19 protein-coding genes are annotated in these 20,278 nt (G+C 32.9%); 16 read left to right on the forward strand and 3 right to left on the reverse strand.

Annotation, left to right across the window (positions count from 1 at the left end; genetic code table 11):
• Positions 1-164: 164 nt before the first annotated feature.
• The 4 genes from M2098_RS02090 to M2098_RS02105 all read left to right on the forward strand — a co-directional run bounded on the left by M2098_RS02090 (position 165) and on the right by M2098_RS02105 (position 4,313).
• Positions 165-917, forward strand: coding sequence for an ABC transporter ATP-binding protein (locus M2098_RS02090; RefSeq protein WP_280681281.1), 753 nt, complete (start codon positions 165-167; stop codon positions 915-917).
• A complete protein-coding gene (locus M2098_RS02095; RefSeq protein WP_280681283.1) occupies positions 910-2,553 on the forward strand; it encodes an ABC transporter permease subunit in 1,644 nt (547 codons plus the stop codon). The genes M2098_RS02090 and M2098_RS02095 overlap by 8 nt, the downstream gene beginning before the upstream one ends.
• On the forward strand, positions 2,537-3,526 hold the full coding sequence (locus M2098_RS02100; protein WP_280681285.1) for an extracellular solute-binding protein: 990 nt from the start codon (positions 2,537-2,539) through the stop codon (positions 3,524-3,526). The genes M2098_RS02095 and M2098_RS02100 overlap by 17 nt, the downstream gene beginning before the upstream one ends.
• A 73-nt stretch (positions 3,527-3,599) precedes the next feature.
• Positions 3,600-4,313: an N-acetylmuramoyl-L-alanine amidase gene (locus M2098_RS02105; protein WP_280681287.1), complete on the forward strand. Its 714-nt coding sequence runs from the start codon at positions 3,600-3,602 to the stop codon at positions 4,311-4,313.
• 70 nt (positions 4,314-4,383) lie between these two features.
• Here M2098_RS02105 and M2098_RS02110 read toward each other — a convergent pair whose 3' ends face one another.
• Positions 4,384-5,244, reverse strand: coding sequence for a DUF4438 domain-containing protein (locus tag M2098_RS02110; protein WP_280681289.1), 861 nt, complete (start codon positions 5,242-5,244; stop codon positions 4,384-4,386).
• A 49-nt stretch (positions 5,245-5,293) separates the two neighbouring features.
• Here M2098_RS02110 and M2098_RS02115 point away from each other — a divergent pair, with 49 nt between their 5' ends.
• The 4 genes from M2098_RS02115 to M2098_RS02130 all read left to right on the forward strand — a co-directional run bounded on the left by M2098_RS02115 (position 5,294) and on the right by M2098_RS02130 (position 8,378).
• The gene (locus tag M2098_RS02115) at positions 5,294-6,262 is read left to right on the forward strand and encodes a retropepsin-like aspartic protease (RefSeq protein ID WP_280681291.1); all 969 of its coding nucleotides are present in this window, start codon (positions 5,294-5,296) and stop codon (positions 6,260-6,262) included.
• Positions 6,263-6,296: 34 nt separating this feature from the next.
• The gene (locus tag M2098_RS02120) at positions 6,297-6,728 is read left to right on the forward strand and encodes a peptidylprolyl isomerase (RefSeq protein WP_280681293.1); all 432 of its coding nucleotides are present in this window, start codon (positions 6,297-6,299) and stop codon (positions 6,726-6,728) included.
• On the forward strand, positions 6,728-7,075 hold the full coding sequence (locus M2098_RS02125; RefSeq protein WP_280681295.1) for a hypothetical protein: 348 nt from the start codon (positions 6,728-6,730) through the stop codon (positions 7,073-7,075). Before M2098_RS02120 ends, M2098_RS02125 begins: the two co-directional genes overlap by 1 nt.
• Positions 7,076-7,208: 133 nt before the next feature.
• A complete protein-coding gene (locus M2098_RS02130; RefSeq protein WP_280681297.1) occupies positions 7,209-8,378 on the forward strand; it encodes a glycosyltransferase in 1,170 nt (389 codons plus the stop codon).
• A 6-nt stretch (positions 8,379-8,384) separates the two neighbouring features.
• On the opposite strand, the gene M2098_RS02135 is transcribed toward M2098_RS02130, so the two are convergent.
• Together M2098_RS02135 and M2098_RS02140 are read right to left on the reverse strand one after the other, a co-directional pair.
• Positions 8,385-9,113 carry an RNA methyltransferase gene (locus tag M2098_RS02135; RefSeq protein WP_280681299.1) on the reverse strand — a complete coding sequence of 243 codons (729 nt, stop codon included), beginning with the start codon at positions 9,111-9,113 and terminating at the stop codon, positions 8,385-8,387.
• Between the two features lies 1 nt (position 9,114).
• Positions 9,115-9,927: a polysaccharide deacetylase family protein gene (locus tag M2098_RS02140; RefSeq protein ID WP_280681300.1), complete on the reverse strand. Its 813-nt coding sequence runs from the start codon at positions 9,925-9,927 to the stop codon at positions 9,115-9,117.
• A gap of 131 nt (positions 9,928-10,058) precedes the next feature.
• Between M2098_RS02140 and typA the strand changes: the two genes are divergently transcribed.
• The 8 genes from typA to M2098_RS02180 all read left to right on the forward strand — a co-directional run bounded on the left by typA (position 10,059) and on the right by M2098_RS02180 (position 20,258).
• Entirely contained in the window at positions 10,059-11,888 is a 1,830-nt protein-coding gene (gene typA / locus M2098_RS02145) for a translational GTPase TypA (RefSeq protein ID WP_134171357.1), read from the forward strand.
• A gap of 127 nt (positions 11,889-12,015) precedes the next feature.
• Complete coding sequence (locus tag M2098_RS02150) at positions 12,016-13,251, forward strand: aminopeptidase (RefSeq protein ID WP_280681304.1); 1,236 nt, start codon at positions 12,016-12,018, stop codon at positions 13,249-13,251.
• Positions 13,252-13,362: 111 nt separating this feature from the next.
• Complete coding sequence (locus M2098_RS02155) at positions 13,363-14,817, forward strand: LCP family protein (protein ID WP_280681306.1); 1,455 nt, start codon at positions 13,363-13,365, stop codon at positions 14,815-14,817.
• Positions 14,818-14,969: 152 nt separating this feature from the next.
• Complete coding sequence (locus M2098_RS02160) at positions 14,970-16,832, forward strand: nucleoside-diphosphate sugar epimerase/dehydratase (RefSeq protein WP_280681308.1); 1,863 nt, start codon at positions 14,970-14,972, stop codon at positions 16,830-16,832.
• A 10-nt stretch (positions 16,833-16,842) separates the two neighbouring features.
• Positions 16,843-17,433, forward strand: a complete 591-nt coding sequence (locus M2098_RS02165) for a sugar transferase (RefSeq protein ID WP_280681309.1) — start codon at positions 16,843-16,845, stop codon at positions 17,431-17,433.
• Positions 17,430-18,293: an NAD-dependent epimerase/dehydratase family protein gene (locus M2098_RS02170; RefSeq protein ID WP_280681311.1), complete on the forward strand. Its 864-nt coding sequence runs from the start codon at positions 17,430-17,432 to the stop codon at positions 18,291-18,293. The genes M2098_RS02165 and M2098_RS02170 overlap by 4 nt, the downstream gene beginning before the upstream one ends.
• Positions 18,290-19,450, forward strand: coding sequence for a glycosyltransferase (locus tag M2098_RS02175; protein ID WP_280681313.1), 1,161 nt, complete (start codon positions 18,290-18,292; stop codon positions 19,448-19,450). Before M2098_RS02170 ends, M2098_RS02175 begins: the two co-directional genes overlap by 4 nt.
• Positions 19,443-20,258 carry a glycosyltransferase family 2 protein gene (locus tag M2098_RS02180; protein WP_280681315.1) on the forward strand — a complete coding sequence of 272 codons (816 nt, stop codon included), beginning with the start codon at positions 19,443-19,445 and terminating at the stop codon, positions 20,256-20,258. Before M2098_RS02175 ends, M2098_RS02180 begins: the two co-directional genes overlap by 8 nt.
• Positions 20,259-20,278: the final 20 nt, after the last annotated feature.

Here is a 20,278-nt window from a genome sequence, read left to right on the forward strand (position 1 = left end):
GTACGAGAACAAAGAGTGGAGGTTCCAATATAATCGGAACTTCCTTTTATTTTGTTCAAAAAAATGATTTTTTATACAAAAATGTACATAAATATCACTAAATCTATTGTTATGTGTTCATATATCTAGTAAAATGTGTAGCATATGAAAAATGGAGAGTCTCTATGTTAACATTAAAAAACATTAAGAAATCGTATGGTGACAATACTGTACTTGAAGATATAAGTTTATCAATAAATAATGGCGAAATTGTTTCAATACTAGGATCAAGTGGAAGTGGTAAGACCACATTACTTAATTGTTTGCTTGGTCTTGTAGAAATCGATGCAGGAACTATTGAACTAGATGAAAAAGATATTACACATCTACCGATTGAGAAACGTGGTTTAAATATTGTGTTTCAAGATTATGCTTTATTTCCACATTTAAGTGCTGGACGTAATATCGTTTACGGATGGCGTAATAACCCTAGTGTATCAACACAAGAAGAAGTAGATGACTTAATTGATCTACTTGATTTACGTGAGCATCTAAATAAGGAGATTAGTGAACTGTCTGGTGGCCAAAAGCAAAGAGTGGCACTAGCAAGAACGCTAACATTAAAACCAAAGGTATTATTGTTAGATGAACCGTTGAGTGCACTTGATGGAGTAATCAAAGAATCGATTAAAGACACGATTAAGCAAATCTCAGAAGAGTTTAAACTTACTACGATAATTGTTACTCATGATCCAGAAGAAGCGCTGACGCTCTCGGATAAGGTTCTTATACTGGATGGTGGAAAGATTGCACAATATGGAACACCACAAGAGATTATTGAGAAACCAGCAACGAAGTTCGTAGAGAACTTTATTTTGCATCAATTACATATCAAACGTGATAATATTCTTAAACTATTTGGAGACCAACATGTTTAAGCGTAATCATGAATTAAAACTTATATATATCTTTATCTTTGCATTATTTGCAATATTTCTATTTTATCCATTGGTACTAGTACTTATGCGTGCTATTCAAACAAATGGTGTCATAAGTTTGGATAATATTGTAAAGGTCATTAGTAAAGAACGATTTGTTACTTCACTTAGTAATAGTTTTTTAATTGCGAGTATTACAGCATTGTTATCTACGGGTATTGCATTCTTTTTAGCATATACCATTCATTTTACAAGTGTACCAAAATGGTTTAAGAAACTAATTAATCTAGTAGCAACAATGCCGATGCTTATGCCAACGATTACCTATGGGTTTGCAATTATTTATACATTTGGTAAACAAGGTGTATTCACTAAACTATTTGGTTTTCAACCATTCAATCTGTATGGGTTTAATGGATTACTAATTGGATATTTAATTTATACCTTACCAATTGCTTTTGTGTTAATAAAAAATACTATGACCTACATCGATAAGAAACAGTTTTTGGTTTCGATACTAATGGGTGACTCGCCATTGCGACGCTTTTTCCATACCGTATTTCGACCATTAGCATATACACTTGTTATTGCATTTATTCAAACGTTTTTCTTAAGTTTTACGGATTTTGGAATTCCAGCAGCGATAGGTGGACAGTTTGAAGTTATTGCAAGTACACTATATAACCAAATGTTAGGATCCATTCCTAACTTCCATAATGGGGCAGTTATTTCTTTAGTGATGTTGATACCATCAATTGTAGCTGTACTCGTTGTACGTAAAATCGAAAAAATGAATGTTCGCTATGAAAATATATCTGCTGTTATGCTACCTGAAGTGAAAAAGAAGAACTGGTTTTGTGGAATCGTATCAGCTTGCATCATGTTAGGGGTTATATCTGTATTTGCCGTTATTTTTATATTGCCATTTGTTAAAGAGTGGCCATATGACATAAGTTTCTCGTTAGTTCATGTAGTTGAAACATTCCAAAGTGCAAATTTACTTGATGTTGTGAAAAACTCATTTATTGTGGCAATTGCTACTGCAGTTTGTGGAACAATCGTATCCTATGTTGCAGCGATTATTAGTGCACGTGGAAAAATGCCAAAACTGATTCGTGGAAGTATTGATTTTGTATCTACACTAACAAATGCTTTGCCAGGGATGGTTGTTGGGATTGGCTTTATGTTTGCATTTAAAGGAACCAATATCCAAAACACATATATCATTCTTATTATTTGTAATGTTGTACACTTTTTCTCAACACCATATGTCATGATTAAAAATGCCTTTATGAAAATGAATTTATCATTTGAAACAACAGGAAGATTACTTGGTGATAGTTGGTTTGGAACATTACGTAAAGTCATGATTCCATGTTCAATTTCAACAGTTTTTGAAATGTTCTCATACTATTTTATAAACTCTATGGTAACCATTAGTGCGATTATTTTCTTGGTTGGTGCAGAAACAGGAGTCATAACAACAAAGATTAAGGAGTTGCAACACTTTGCGAAGTTTGCTGACATCTTTGTATTATCATTACTTATTTTTATTACAAATATCATCATGAAAACACTGATGAACCATTTAACAAAAAAAGAAAGCGAGAAACGGTATTATGTCGAAGCTAAATAAAATCATCGTTGTCATCATTCTACTTGCTTGTACGTTAAGTGGGTGTGCAAAAAAAGAATCAAGCAAAGTGATTATTTATTCCAATGCAGATGAAGAAGCACAAGAAGTAATCAAGCAAGTACTTGATGAAAATGGCTTTGAAAACAAATACATCCTTCAAGCCTATGGAACAAATGAACTAGGCGGAAAACTGCTAGGAGAAGGTATTGATGTAGAAGCAGATATCGTAACGATGTCTAGTTATTATATAGATTCAGCACAAAGTGAAAATAAAATGTTCGTAAATTTAGATGAAAGTATTTCACCTTTGGAGCAAACACCGAAGTATCGTACACCTTTGCTAGCGATTGAAGGTTCACTTATTATCAATACAAAAGAATTAGAAGAAGCAAATTTACCAGTACCAACATCGATAAAAGATTTAGCAAAACCAGTGTATAAAGATCACATCTCAATTGTGGATATGGCTGGCTCAAGTACAGGGTGGCTATTGGTGCAAACCTTGATTGATACGTACGGAGAAAAAGAAGCAGAGGACTTGCTAGTGAAAATCATGCGTAATGCAGGACCGCATTTAGAAAGTTCAGGTTCAGGACCATTAAAGAAAGTTCGTGCAGGAGAAGTAGCAATCGGGTTTGGCTTACGTCACCAAGCAGTTGCGGATAAAAAAGAGGGACTACCTATTGATTTTATTGATCCAAAAGAAGGAAATTATGCATTAACAGAATCTATTGCAGTCGTAAAACGAAGTGATAAAAAAACCAAACTTGCCAAAGAAATGGCAAAGTGTATTGTTGAAAAAGGACGAACAAAACTCATTGAGAATTACCCGATTCCCGTATATGAAAATGAGAAAGCTGACTCAGAAAAGGTGTCAAAGCAGACCAAACAATATACGAAACCATTAACCATCGACCTTTTGCAAAAACATTTAGATCTTTCGGAAAAATGTCGAATTGAAGCAAGAGAATAAAGTTCAGAAAACGTACACATAAAAGTGTGCGTTTTTCATATCCAAGGATGTGGAACTTTGTTATAATCTTCGTATGAGAAAAGTTAGACGATATTTGCAAATTTTACTTGGAGTGACAGTGTTACTTGTTGGGCTAGTCATTGTTTTCGAAGACAAAAACGCTTCAGCAACAGTTAATGATGTTACAACAGGTGATACAAACACACAAAATGATGATAAAAATAAAAAAGCGACAGTGTATATTGACCCAGGACATGGTGAAATTGATGCTGGAACACTTGCGTATAATGGAAAGTATGAAAAAGATATCAATCTTTCGATTGCTAAAAAAGTTGGTAAGAATTTAGAAGATGCAGGTGTGAATGTTGTATATTCGCGAACGACTGATGAACTATATTCAGAAATTGAAGCAGATGATATGCAACATCGAATTGATGAATCAAAGAAAGTAAACGCAACATACTTAGTTTCGATTCACTGTAATGCAAGTGATGAAGGAACAAGAACCGGTGTTGAGGCTTTTACAGACACCACAAATGAAACTTCATTGGCACTAGCGACATCGATTATGAAAGAACTTGAAGGAATAAAATATACAAATAGTAATGGAATAATTGATGGGACGGGCTTACTTCATATGGTTGGATTTGCTAAGGTTCCAACTACACTAGTTGAAGTTGGATATATTGATAATGAATCTGATGGAAAATACATACTCAGTGAGAAAGGCCAAAAAGCAATTGCAAAAGCAATCGCTGATGGAATCCTGAACGAGTTGAATAAATAATACAAAGGTGTAAAGCAAAATAGGAAGATGGATATAAAAAAAACGAGCGAAGATACTGCTCGTTTTTCAATTACTTAATAAAGTTTTTAAGATTTGCTTGTTTGTCGATGAATGGAACAATACTATCATCATTTGAGGTAAATAATGCACATACACCTGGACCGTGTCCTGATGTGTAAGAATCACTATGAACAATTACCCCAATGATCCAAGAACCTTTTTTATAGTGTGGTCCATTAAATCCGTTATGATCTTCGATAGCAACAATATCTCCAAAACGTAATGTATCAAGTTTGTATTGTTTATTCATGTCTTCATCTTGCGTCATGATATCATAGTCACCACTTTCAAGAGCACTAGCACCCAATCCTGATCCCATTAAACATGCAGGGATAATGTGGGTAACTCCAATTTTTAAATGGTTTTCTTCTTCACGAAGAAATTCTTTTGCTTCCATGATTTCAAATAATTCTGGATCTAAGTTCATCACTTTAATATTTGGGAATTCTTCAATTGCTAGTCCTTGACCATATCCTTTAACTAACATCGTTTCATCTCCACTAAGAAGATCTAACACATCTTCGTCAAAGTAAACAAATGCATGTTCAATTCCACCATGTGTTCCAGTGATAACTCCGGTTTTTCCTTTTGCATCTCCACTTGTGATACGAACTTTATTTCCAACACAGCTAAATAATTGAAGTGCAGGATTTTCATCTTTGTTTGGGTTTTGGATTGATACACCTGGTTCTACGTGGTCACCAACAATACCCATACAAGAATCACCGATTTGGAAATTATACGTGATTCCTCCTACAGCTGGGATGATTCTTCCTTTACCATCATAGCCCACACGGTATCCTCTACCTGTTGGGTGATGAATCTTCCCAATTAATGAATGCATAACAAGTTTTTCTTTATTTGTTTTCATAGTTAGTTTATCCTCCGATATTCTTAGTATAACATGTTATAATTTCAATATGATAGTTAACGCTAAGACAAGAGTAGAAAAAACATTTAGTTACTCAAATAAAGAAAAAGAAACAGTTAAGAAATGCTTTGAAATGTATGAACCACAACTGATGGAAAGTAAAAAAACATATGATGGTCGTGCATTTTTCAAAGATCGAAAAATAATCAAACATACACCAACATTCACTATGAAGATGAAACAAGACAAGGTAGGTTTATATGTATGTGATGTATTGATTCAAGGAAAGGCAGTATCGATGTTGATTGATACAGGTGCACAGTGTAGTGTGCTTTTTGAAAGTACATTAGCGACTGTGAAATCAACACCTACAAATCACGATATGGAAATGGGCAGCTTTGGAGGGAAACGAGCAAAAGCAAAAACAGTTTCTGTAGAGCGTGTATATTTTGGTTCAGTGGAACTGCAAAACCAACCATTTGTTGTGATTGATGATAAACACTTTACAATTCCTTTAGTAAAAATCAATCTGATGGATTTTGATGGGATTCTAGGTTGGGATGTTTTGAGCCATTTAGATTTTGAATTAGATGATGTACATAAAACTTTTTCAATGATTGAACCACAAGAAGAGTTTCCAATTCAAAACTTTATTCCTTCTGCATTTCCAACATGTATCGTGATTGATTCAAACAAACAGGCAAGTATTTTTGGCTTTGATAGTGGAGCACGTGAAAGTTGGCTGGGTGAGAACTATATGAAGCAAACGAATATCGATGTAATAAGCAGTGTTAGACCACTATCAATGGGTGTACATGGAATGGAACGTGTAGAGACAATGCTTGCAGATTACCTACAATTGTATCTATATGATACACGTATGGTGTTTGATAAAATCATGAGTTGTCCAGTCAATATTATTGAACATTTTGAGTTTGCTGGTGTACTAGGCAATAAAATATTTAAAGGTCGCAAACTACAAATCTATTCTTCGAAAAGATTTATGCGAATCTTGTGATATAATATCTAACATAGTTAAGTGAGGTAAAAATATGATTAACGGAAAAATTACAATGCAAAATGGAGCTGAAATTCCTTTTGTTTTATACGATGAAGATGCACCGAAAACAGTTGCGAACTTCGTGAAATTGATTAATGATGGATATTACAATGGAAAAACATTTCACCGTGTAATTCCTGGTTTTGTTTCTCAAGGAGGATGTCCAAATGGAAATGGAACAGGGGATTTAGGTTACACAATCAAATGTGAAACAGAAGGAAATCCACACAAGCACGTGGAAGGTGCTTTATCAATGGCACACCGTGGAAAAGATACAGGTTGTTGTCAATTCTTTATTGTTCACGATGCACAACCACACTTAGATGGTGTTCATACAGTTTTTGGTCAAGTTACTGATAACATGGGTGCTGTAAGAAACATGCATAACGGTGATGTTATGGAAAAGGTTGAGGTTGAAGTTTAATGGGTGATCTTCGTAAATTGGGAGTACCAGCACTTGTTATAGTTGTTTGTGCGCTCATTGCGTTTTGGGCAAATCCTGCTTCATTCTTTGTCACAAACTTTTACTTATATTTAAAGATTGTTGCATTGATTATCTTTGGGGCAACACTAAATGTGTTCTCAAAGAAAAGTTTTTCAGGTAGTCCATACAAGAAAATTGTTGCAGTGTTACTTGTTGTGTTTATGACGTTAATTCAATTAAATGTGATTACACTTCAAACAAGTAATGTTGTATTTCAATTATTTAATCCAAATTACTTTTGGAACGATATGATTTATATTTACTGTGGGTACTTATTTGTCGACTAATGGAGGTCTGATATGAAAAAGTTCTTCTACATGCAAATTGAAGATTGGCAACGACGCTTATTTATGAGTGGTGCTTTTATCTTGTATTTTGCAATTATGTCATTTTTAGCATTTGGATTTGGGAAGTAAGTATATGAAAAGAAATGTATTATTTGTAGTTGATGAAAGAGAAATGGGTGGAGTATCGGTCGTGTTAAATGATCTAATCCACCTTTTAAATCGTGATGAGTTCCAAATTGATGTGCTTATATTACACGATAAAGGGTCTATGTTAAAGCATCTTCCAAAAGATGTGCATGTATATTATGGTTCACCTTATTTTGAAGCAATCGATTATACCTTGAAAGAAGCAATTCAATCAAAAAGTATAAAAACATTATTGAGAAAGTTGAAAGTTATATTTGATTTAAAAACGGGTCGAATAAAAAAGGTGATTCCAAAGGAACGTAAGAAATTTATGCATAAATCCTATGATGTAGAAGTTGCATATAAAGATGGGTTTACAGCAATATTTACTGCATATGGTGATACACCAAAGAAAATACACTGGTTACATAGTGCTTATGGAACGTTTAATCCAACAGAGAAATATCAAAAATTGTTTGAAGAACTTTTGCCGAAATTTGATCATATAGTAGGAGTTGCAACTAATGTAGTGAAAGAATTTAATGAAATTTATCATTTAGATAACATTACGGAAGTTATTCCGATTGCAATGGATACAAAGCGAATCAAACAACTCGCTAGTGCACAAAGTAAAGTGTCTATTCAAAATGAAGATATTAATATTGTTGTTGTTGGACGAGCGCATCCTGTAAAAGGATATGGTCGTATGGTTGATGTATTTGCTAGATTACAAAAAGAGAAACTATTAAATCAAGTAAAAGTACATGTGTTTGGTGATGGTCCATTATTTGATAATGTAGTTAAACAAATACATGATTTGAATTTACAAAATGTAATTTATATGGAAGGAAATACAGACAATCCATATGCAGAGATGAAACAGTATGATTTCTTGTTGTTACCCTCATATTCTGAAGCATTTGGAACGGTAATTAGTGAATCATTTATCCTTCATATACCCGTATTGGCAACGGATACATCTGCAAGTCAGATGTCAATAAAACCAAATGTTAATGGTTGGATATGCGAGAATAGTGAAGAAGGATTATATCAGCAATTAAAAGATATACTTATGCATCCAGAAGAAATAAGTTCATGTAAGAAATCGTTAAATGATTATGAATATGATAATGCAAAGATTTTAAAACGCATAAATGAAATATTAAAAGAAGGGTAAACATTCCTAATTAGGAGTGTTTGCCCTTCTTTGTCTAAGAATTTCAAATGATAATATCGTAGATGCAGCAACTGCATTTAGTGCGTTTTTAAAATCCGTATTATAAGGTATGTATACATGTTGGTTACTTAACTCGAGAACATCTTTCGTAAGTCCTCGTTTTTCACCACCGATGCAAATACATACTTTTCTATTGAAGTCATAATCATACATTTCTATAGCATGATCATCACGTGCAGCTGCAACAACTTCAAAACCAGCAGTTTGTAGTTCTTCAAGTGTATTAGCCACATTAGATGTTGTGATGTGTTTAATGTACTCACTTGCTCCTGCACTTGCTTTCGTAACAGTTGTAGCAGCATTTGACCAATTTCTTTCATTTGTGATGATGCAAGTGCATCCAGCTGCATAAAGTGAACGAATGATGTATCCAAAATTAAATGGATCTTCGATTCCTTCCACAAATGCTACAAAGTCATCATTTTTAATGTCATCTATATTTTGATAGATTCGATCTTCAACTTCTGCTAGCATCCCACCATGGGTTTTTCCACTTGCCATCTCATCGATTTCCTCGCGTGTGATGGATTCAACTGGAACACCTTGTTCTTTTGCCTTGAAGATGATGTATCCACTATCTTTACTTTTTTTCTTTTTATCAACTATGATTTTCTTTACATTACGATATGGAGATAACAATGCTGCTTTAACTGAAATATTTCCTTCTAATAGCATGTTAGTATTCTCCAGTTAGTTCCATGTACTTACTTGCAGTAACAAATTCATATCCCATTTCCTTTAATTTTGGAATTACGATTTCTGCTGATTTTACACTGCTATTGTAAATGTCATGATATAGAATTACTGCTTGTGGTTGAACAGTCCCCAGTACAGTATCAGCGGATCCTTGTGGGTCACCTTTAAAACGCCAGTCGTTACTATCAACTGTCCATAGGAAAATGTCTTTACCAATTGTTTCTTCAATCTCTTTACTGTAATTACCATATGGAGGACGTAATAGCGTTGTAGTTTTACCACCTGCTTTACGGATTGCTTCATCTGTTCTATCGAGTTGTTGTTTCACTTCTGCGGGACTTAATTTTGTTAAATCGGGATGGTCGTAGGAGTGACTAGCAACTTCATGACCTGCTTTGATAATCTTCTTAAGCATTTCTGGGTTTTGTTCAGCTTTACTACCTAAGACAAAGAATGTTGCTTTGATATCATATTTCTTTAGTACACCTAATAAATAATCTGTACTTTCATATCCTGGTCCATCATCAAATGTTAGACATGCAATTTTCATGTCTGCAGGAAGTGGTTTATGACTTGGCAATTCTTTACCTATTGCAAAATCGCGAAGTACAACTTCTTTAGCATTTCTCGCTTTCTCGTTAAATAAACTTGTATCCTTTACGTATAGTGCAATAGGATGTGGCTTTGGTGGGTTTAAGATTCCCATTAAACTCTTTACACCAAACACACTTAAACCGACTATCGCAATCATGATAACGACTAGAATAGCAATGCGTCCCACACGCGGTTTCATTTTTCGATATTTCCTCTTTTTATTTTCATACTTATATCTCATAACTCAAATCCTACTATGAAAGTCAAAAAAATACTAGTGTTAATGACATAAAAGTTGTATAGTAATTGAGTTAGCGAGGAATAAAGCCTATGGAACATAAAAAAATTATAAACTTAGCCGTTATCGCTCACGTTGATGCGGGTAAAAGTACACTTGTTGATGCTTTTTTAAGACAAAGTGGACAATTTAGACAAAATGAAGATGTAGTTGATTGCGTGATGGATTCGAATGATTTAGAAAGAGAACGTGGAATTACGATCTATTCTAAAAACTGTTCGATTATGTATAAAGATATTAAAATTAACATTGTGGATACACCAGGCCATGCTGATTTTTCTAGTGAGGTAGAACGTATTATCCATACAGTTGATACAGTAATACTATTGGTTGATTCAAGTGAAGGACCAATGCCACAAACTCGATTTGTATTACAAAAATCATTGGAAATCGGATTAAAGCCAATCCTATTAATTAATAAGATTGATAAACGTGACCAAAGAGCAGAAGAAGTTGTAGATATGGTATATGAACTATTCTTAGAACTTAATGCAAATGATGAACAATTAGACTTCCCTATATTATATGGAATTGCTAGAGAAGGTATCGTGCAATATGATATGCAAACTCCTAGTGAAAATATTGAACCATTGTTTGAAACCATTGTTCAACACTGCGATGTATATCCAAACTTAGATGAAGAACCATTACAAATGCAAGTAAGTGCATTAGCATACGATGAGTATGTTGGTCGTTTAGCAATTGGTCGTATTTACCAAGGAACATTGAAAGCAGCACAACAAGTTATTGTTTGTGATAGTTTAGGAAATAGCCGACGTGCACAAGTAAGTCAGGTACAAATTTACCAAGGACTATCAAAAAACAAAGTTGATGAAGCTTGTAGTGGAGAAATGGTTGTAATTGCAGGTATTCCTGATATTTCAATTGGAGAAACTCTATGTCAAGATATGGATCATCTATTACCAATGGAAATGATTCATGTTGAAGAACCAACAATGTCGATGAACTTTATTGTTAATAAAAGTCCATTTGCTGGACAAAGTGGACGTTATGTTACTTCAAGAAATCTAAAAGAACGTTTAGATAAAGAATTAGAAGTAAATGTTGGATTGAAAGTAGAAGCAACAGATTCAGCAGATATGTTTAAAGTTAGTGGACGTGGAGAACTTCACATCTCAATCTTGCTTGAAAACATGCGTCGTGAAGGATATGAAGTTGCAGTAAGTAAACCAGAAGTTATCATGCACCGTGATGATGAAGGTGTACTTGTAGAACCAGTAGAAGAAGTTATTGCACTAGTTCCAAGTGAATATAGTGGAACCGTAATTAATAAACTAAACTTACGTAAAGGGGTTATGGTTGATTTAACTGAAGAAAACGATTTTGCAAAAGTTGTATTTAATGTTCCTACACGTGGATTGTTAGGATACCGTAGTGAATTTATCAATGATACACATGGTGAAGGAACGCTAGTACGTCGTATTGCTGGATTTGAACCGTTTAAAGGAGATATTCAACAACGTGCCAATGGAGCGCTTGTATCAAGTGCAACCGGTAAATCAATGACATACGCTCTATGGAATATCCAAGAACGTGGACAATTGTTTATTGGACCACAAACACCTGTATATGAAGGAATGATCATTGGACAAAGTGCTCGTAACTTAGATATGGATGTAAATCCAATTAAGAATAAAAAGTTAACAGCGATTCGTTCAAGTGGAAATGATGATGCAATGAAACTTACACCACACAAACAAATGTCGTTAGAAGAAGCACTAGAATTTATCAATGATGATGAATTAGTAGAGATTACACCTGATGACATTCGTTTACGTAAAAAAGGATTAACTTTAGTTGATCGTAAAAACTTAATGCGTGAAGCAAAAGCAGGCCAATAGTAGAAATGAAGACGTGTACACAAGTATGCGTCTTTTTTTGATGCCAAAGAATGATGTGCATTCTAAGATGCACATTGTTTCTAAACTATGTTTGAACTATAATGTATCTAATGAAAAGAGGTTATTTATGTTAAGTAAAACAATTATAGAGAAATATGCAAAATTAGCAGTACGTTCTGGGGTTAATGTACAACCAGGACAAACAATGGTGATTAATGCACCAGTGAATACAAGAGATATGATTGAAGCCTGTGTAAAAGAAGGATATGAAGCAGGAGCAAAAGAAGTGATTGTAAACTTTTATGATGAAAAAATTAATCGTATGCATTATGAATACCAAAGTGTAGAAACTTTGACTGATATCCCTGATTACTTAGTAGAACAAAAAGTAGCACCATTACGTAATGGTGGGTGTGTTTTACATATTATAAGTGAAATTCCTGAAGTGATGGCTGGACTAGATGCTACCAAACTACAAGAGGTAGGAATTGCACGTCAAAAAGCATTTAGAGAATCAAGTGAAATTACAATGGCAAGTAAAGTTCAATGGAGTATTGTAGGATATCCAAACGTCGATTGGGCAAAAAAAGTATTCCCAAATGAACCAGAAGAAGTTGCAATGATGAAGTTAGGTGATGCAATTTGTAACAGTGTACAGGTACTTGAAGATAATGATCCAATCGAATTTTGGAAGGAACACGATGAAAACTTACGTAAATACGTAAATATTATGAATGACTATAACTTTAAATCACTGCATTTCAAAAATGAATTAGGAACGGATTTAACTGTTGAATTAGTAAAAAATCATATTTGGGCCGGTGGAGATGAAGCAACACCTGGTGGTGTAATGTTTAATGCAAATATGCCAACAGAAGAAGTTTTTACGATGCCATATAAATATGGAATGAATGGTAAGGTCGTTAGCACAAAACCACTTAGTTACAATGGAAGTTTGATTAATCAATTTGAATTAACATTCAAGGATGGGAAAGTAGTTGAGTATAAAGCTGAAAACAATGAAGATGTTTTACAATCACTAATTGAGTTTGATGAGGGAAGTAGTTATACAGGAGAAATTGCACTTGTTCCATACCACTCACCAATTTCTATGAGTAATATTTTATTCTACAACACGTTATATGATGAAAATGCATCTTGTCATATTGCATTAGGAAGAGCATATCCAATGAATGTAAAAGATGGAACAATAATGACTCAGGAACAATTAGATGCTGTTGGATCAAATAATTCGATGACACATGTGGACTTTATGTTTGGAACAGAAGACTTAGAAATCATTGGAACAACGCATGATGGAAACGAGATTCCAGTGTTCAAAAAAGGGGATTTTGCCTTTTAATACTTATTAATTATATTTATGTGAAATTTTGGGAATGTTATACTATATCCTATAATTCATAAGAAATGAGGCTATTTATATGCTATAATTAGCAACGTTGAGGAAAATTTTATGAATAAAACAAGAAAATGGTTTAAGGATTATAAATTCTACTTACTACTTATTTATATTTTAGCTGCTACAGCTTTTGTTGCTCAAACATTCATTTCAAAGCTAATCCCTTTGAAATATATAGCTATAGTTGCTGTTATACTACTTTTGTTAGGACTAGCATTTTGGTTCTTACTATTCAGTAAAAGAATTAATAAATTTAATCGAGCGTTCGGTGTATTTCTTACAGTTGTACTTGCAATAAGTATGATTGTTGGAAATGTGTATTTATATTCAACATATAGTGCACTAGGAAGTATAGCAAGTGACGATGATAAGGAAATTGGTATTTCAATTGTTGTATTAAAAGATTCAAAGTATAAAACAATAGAAGATTTAGATGGACAACCATTTGGTCGCGCAACGAATCTGCCTGATACAAATGTTGATAAAGTGCAAGAAGAGTTAACACAAACATATAGTGACACTCTTGAAATGAAAAATTACGAAAGTGTAAATGATTTTGCAGATGCTCTGTACAACAAAGAAGTTGAAGCTATCTTACTAAATGAAGGTAGTCGAGGTTTGTTTGATGAAAAACATCCTAAATTCAATGAAGAAACTAGAGTGATTAAAACGTTTAAGTATACAGAAGAAGCAGTTAACATTGCCAAACCAGTAGATGTGACAAAAGATCCATTTGTAATGTATGTGTCAGGTATTGATACATATGGTTCAGTTCAAACGGTGTCACGGACAGACGTAAATATGCTATTAGCAGTTAATCCAAATACACATCAAATATTGATTGTAAGTATCCCACGTGACTATTATGTGGCACAAACTTGTCAAGGGGATGCTTTGGATAAACTTACACACACTGGAATCTTTGGGATTGATTGTAGTGTGAGTACCTTAGAAAACTTCTTTGGTATGGATATTAACTACTATGGCCGTGTCAATTTTTCAAGTTTAGTTGATATTGTGGATGCCTTAGGCGGTATCACAGTTAATTCGCCAGTTGCCTTTAGTGGTTGTGAATATTCGTTTGTTGCTGGGGAAAACTATATTAATGGAAATGAAGCGTTGGCATTTGTACGCGAAAGATATTCACTAAGTGGTGGAGATAACGATCGTGTTAAAAACCAGGCACGTGTAATTTCTGGAATTATAGATAAAGCAACATCACCATCTATATTAACTGGATATGTTGGATTAATGAATTCACTATCAAATTCATTTCAACTTAATATGACAAGTGATGAATTATCGTCACTTGTGCAAATGCAATTGAATGATATGAAAGGTTGGAAAATCAACCAAGTAAGTGTTAGTGGATCAGGAGAAACAAACTGGAGTCCAGCAAATGGATTCAATTCGTATGTAATGCGACCAAATATGGACACAGTCGAATATGCAAAAGAACTGATGCAAAAAGTGTTGAATGGGGAAATCATTGACGAAAGTCAATTGTAAATAAAAGACAGATGTGTGTGTATAGAGGATCTATCTTTGTGGAGTATGTGTTAATTTATAAGATAAATGGAATAGCTATATAGCGAAACTTATATTTCCATATAAGTAATACTAGCGTTACAATTTATCTTGATGGAAACTCGGGAGTTATTATGTTAGATGAATTTTTTTCAAATCCTTTTTATCGTAAAAATAGAGGGAAACTGTTATTTATTGCAGATGCAATTATTATTATTATTTCGTATATACTTGCATATTGGGTGAGAAACGATTTTTCATTCAAAATTATTAAAGAGTTAGAGAGTTCAACGATTATTATCTTTGGACTTTTTGTGCTTTTTACATATGCGATTGTTTTCTACTTATCACAAATTTATAAAAGCCTTTGGACTTTTATTACAACAAATGAAATTCTTCGGCTAAGTATGGCTTCAATTGTTGTTATGGCAATTGTAATGTTAACAACTTACGTTGTAACTAAAGAAGGATATTATTTAAGTGTTATATTTAATGCAAGTTTACTTGCATTGCTAGCAATGTTTAGTTTTCGAGTGGCTTATCGATTATATCGATCTAGAGTAGTACAATCCCGTGAACAAGGAATGAAACGAGTTGTTATTATTGGAGCAGGAGCTTTTGGGAATTTACTCTTACGTGAAATTCACCAAAATAAAAATTTGAAGTATCAAGTTATTGGTTTCATTGATGATATGCGTTCTAATTTAATCGTATCAGGTGTTCCGGTTATAGGAACGGTTTCTGAACTAAAAGATATTAAAGAAAAGCATCATATTGATCAAGCGATAATCGCAATCAAGCATTTATCACAAGAAGAACGTAAACGCATCATATCTTATGCGCAAGATGCAGATTTAGAAGTTAAAGTTATGGATAATCCAACTGAATTGATTTCAAATCCAAATGCCAAACATTTAAAACTTCAAGATGTGAAGATTGAAGATTTATTAGGACGTGGAGAGATTAAACTTAACCAACAAGAAATTCATGAATATCTTGAAGGTAAGGTTGTTTGTGTTACAGGGGCTGGTGGATCGATTGGTTCTGAACTATGTCGACAGATTACAAGATTTAAACCAAAACAACTTGTAATGATTGATTTGAATGAAAATGCATTATATATGTTAGAACAAGAGTTTATGCTTAAAAAGCGAGATGGACACATATCTGATAGTATTGAACATAAAGCAATTATCGCTTCAATTCGTGATAAAGAAACGATTATGGAAGTATTTGCTGAGTATCAACCAGCAGTCGTATTCCATGCAGCAGCCCATAAACATGTTCCACTAATGGAAACTAGACCAAAAGAAGCTATAAAAAATAATGTCTTTGGTACACATAACGTTATTACATCATGTATAGAAAATCATGTTGAGCGTTTCATTCTAATTAGTACAGATAAAGCTGTAAACCCAACAAATGTAATGGGAGCTACGAAACGAATGACAGAAATGATTTTACAGGCATATGGAAATAATGGAATAACAAAACTTGCTGCTGTTCGTTTTGGGAATGTGCTAGGAAGTAATGGTTCAGTAATTCCGATCTTCAAAGAACAAATAGCGAATGGAGGTCCGGTAACGCTTACACATAAAGATATTATTCGTTACTTTATGACAATACCAGAAGCAGCACAATTAGTACTTCAAGCTGGATATTATGCTCATGAAGGTGAAATATTTGTTTTAGATATGGGGGAACCAGTAAAAATCTTGGATTTAGCTGAAAAACTTATCCGCTTATCTGGATATGTACCGTATGAAGATATTCAAATTACGGAAATTGGATTACGTCCAGGAGAAAAAATGTTTGAAGAACTTCATTTAGATAATGAAGAAACATCAAAGACAAAAAATGATTTAATTTTCTTAACGAAACCGATGGAAATTACAATTGATGAAATACTCGAAAAATTTGATATTTTAACTGAAACACTTGATAAAGAACACAGTTGTCTAGATGTAAAAGAAACAATACTTAAAGTTATTAAATAAGGAGGATAAAATGTATAAAAAAGTAGTAAAACCATTTTTAGATTATGTAATCTCATTTATCGCAATCATTATTTTATCTCCAATTTTACTAATTATTGCTATTTTGATAAAGGCAACTTCAAGAGGACCAGTTTTATTTAAACAACAACGTGTAGGGAAAAATAAGGAACTGTTTAATATTTATAAATTTAGAAGTATGCGTATAGATACACCAAGTGATGCACCAACTCATATGTTGCAAAATCCAGAAGCATTTATTACGCCAATTGGGAAATTTTTAAGAAAAAGTAGCTTAGATGAATTGCCACAACTATTTAATATTCTGTTTGGAAAAATGTCAATTATTGGTCCAAGACCTGCATTATGGAATCAATATGATTTAATAGAAGAAAGAGATAAATATCATGCAAATGATGAAAAACCAGGTATTACTGGTTTGGCACAAGTAAGTGGTAGAGATGAACTAGAAATACCTGTGAAGGCAAAATTCGATGGATCTTATGTTGCGAATATAACGTTTATGAATGATGTAAAACTATTCTTTAGAACAATAACTTCAGTATTTAAAAGTGAAGGTGTTGTTGAGGGGAAGCAAGAATGAAACGTATTTTAATAACTGGTAAAGGAAGCTACATTGGAACTTGTTTTAAAGAGTATATGAGTCAATATTCGAATGATTATTATACAGAGGAGTTAGATATGCTTGATTCTTCTTGGAAAGAATTTGACTTTGGTGCATTTGATGTTGTATTTCATGTTGCTGGATTGGCTCATTCAACCCCAAGTGAAGATCAAAGAGAATTATATTATAAGGTGAATACTGATTTAGTTTATGAAGTGGCAGAAAAAGCTAAGAAGTCTGGTGTTAAACAATTTATCTTCATGAGTTCTATAATAGTCTATGGTAGTGGTGAAGTTGGAGAAAATCGTATTATTACAAGTGATACACCATTAACTCCTGACAATTTCTATGGAGATAGTAAAAAGCAAGCTGAGATTAAAATCAACACATTACGAGATGATAGTTTTCTTGTATTAACTCTAAGACCACCTATGATATATGGAAAACACTCAAAGGGTAATTATGAGAGGTTATCAAAACTAGCAAAAATCACACCCTTTTTTCCGAAAATAAGCAATAGAAGAAGTATGCTTTTCATAGATAATCTAAGTGAGTTTGTAAGGCTTGCGGTAGATGATGAATTTTTTGGAGTATTTCACCCACAAAATGAAGAATATGTATCAACCTCAAAGTTAGTGCAAGAGATAGCTAGTCTAAACAATCATAAAATTCGTTTAATAAGTTTTTTTAATCCAATTATAGTGTTATTAAAAAAACAAAGTTCCATAAACAAATTATTTGGTAATTTTGTGATTGATAAAAGTTTATCATTATACTCAAAACCATATTGCAAAAGCGGATTTAAACAATCAATAAAAAAAACGGAGGTAACTTCATGAAAAGAGCATTACTCTATGCTTCTGTCGCATCAATGATTAAACAATTTAACATGGGTAATATTTCAATATTAAAATCGTTAGGATATAAAGTTGATGTGGCATGTAATTTTGATTTTGGTAATACCATTAGCAAACAAGAAATAGACAATTTCAAGGAGATACTTAAGCAAGAAAACATTAAATACTATAATATTCCAATCCCAAGAAAACTATCAAATTTGAAGCAATTGAAAAAATCATATAATACAACAGTTAAACTACTTAATAGTAATAATTACGATTTGGTTCACTGTCATTCACCAATTGGTGGAGTAATCTGTCGACAAGCAAATTACCAAAGCAAAAACTACAAGTCTTGTCGGATGATTTACACAGCGCACGGATTTCATTTTTTTCGTGGAAATAATGTTATAAAAAATATCATTTTCAAAACAATTGAGAAAAGATATGCTAAATACACAGATGAATTGATAGTTATAAATCATGATGATTTTGAAGCAGCAAAAATGTTTAAACTAAAAAGAAATGATAGTTTACATTATGTACCAGGAGTTGGAATTGATTTAAATAAGATACGTGAAGTTAAGGGTAATAAAGAACTACTTTACAGAGAACTTGGTATAGATAAAAAAATACGTATCATTTTATCAGTTGGAGAACTGAATGATAATAAAAACCATATCGCTGTAATTAAAGCGCTTCCAAATATACCTGATTGCTTTCATTATGTAATATGTGGGACTGGTAATTTGAAACAATTTCTTATCGATGAAGCGAAAAAACTTAATGTTGATAAACGACTTCATTTACTTGGTTATCGTGATGATATTATTAAGATTATGAAATGCTCAGATATTTTTGCTTTTCCTTCAAAAAGAGAGGGCTTATCGGTTGCTCTTATGGAAGCATTAGCATCCGGTTTGCCTTCATATGTAACTAATATTAGAGGGAATAGAGATTTAATATATGAAGGTTCAAACAGTTTTTTACTAAATCTTAATGACTATTCAAATCAATTTCAACAGATAATTAACTCGCAAGAAAAAATTGAAAAAATTAACGATAGTTTGATAAAAGAAATGATGTGCAAATATACGAGCACATCAATAGATTTATTAATGAGGAAGATATATATGGGAGGTTACTCTAGTGAGTGAAGCAAAAGTTAGTATAGTAATGGCGGCATATAATGCTGCTGAATTTATAGAGGATGCGATTAATTCAATCAAGAATCAAAGTTACAGAAATTGGGAATTGATAGTGTGTGATGATAACTCTAGCGATCATACACTGAAGATTTTGAAGTCGTATGAGGTTGAGGATGATCGTATAAAAATTCTTCATAATGACATAAATATGAAACAATCTGCAACTAGAAATAATTGTATTGAAAAAGCAACTGGTGAGTATATCATGGTACACGATTCGGACGATATTATGGAAATAGATAAAATAAAAAACCAAGTTCGTTTTTTACACGAAAATGAATCGATAGACTTTGTATGTTGTGATAGTTACATTTTTAATAGTAATGGTAGAAAGGGAGCTTTTCATAGAAACTCATTTCCTTCATCCAAAGAAGTCATACGCAATAAAGCATTCACGTATTGTACTATGTTAGCGAAGTCTAGTTGTATCCGAGAGGTGGGTGGATATACTGTCTCTGACATTACTAAAACAGGTGAAGACTATGACTTAATCTGTAAAATGTATATGTCTGGTTACACAGGAGCGAACATTACTGAAGTGTTACATGGATATCGAGTAAATGACGATTCTTATAAAAGAAGAAAATATAAATGTTATATTGATGAGACAAAGGTATTCTTTAAATTTCTAAAACAAGGTTGGTTTAAGAATTTCGATATACCATACTATAATATGGTATATTTAATTGCCCCTTTATTAAAAGGATTGGTTCCATGGAAAATTGTTCAAATTTTTCATAATAATAAATTTAAATAAAAGGTAATGTCGTAGAGTGA

Source organism: Breznakia sp. PFB1-19, assembly GCF_029893935.1.
GTDB classification, from domain to species: Bacteria; Bacillota_I; Bacilli_A; order Erysipelotrichales; family Erysipelotrichaceae; genus Breznakia; species Breznakia blatticola.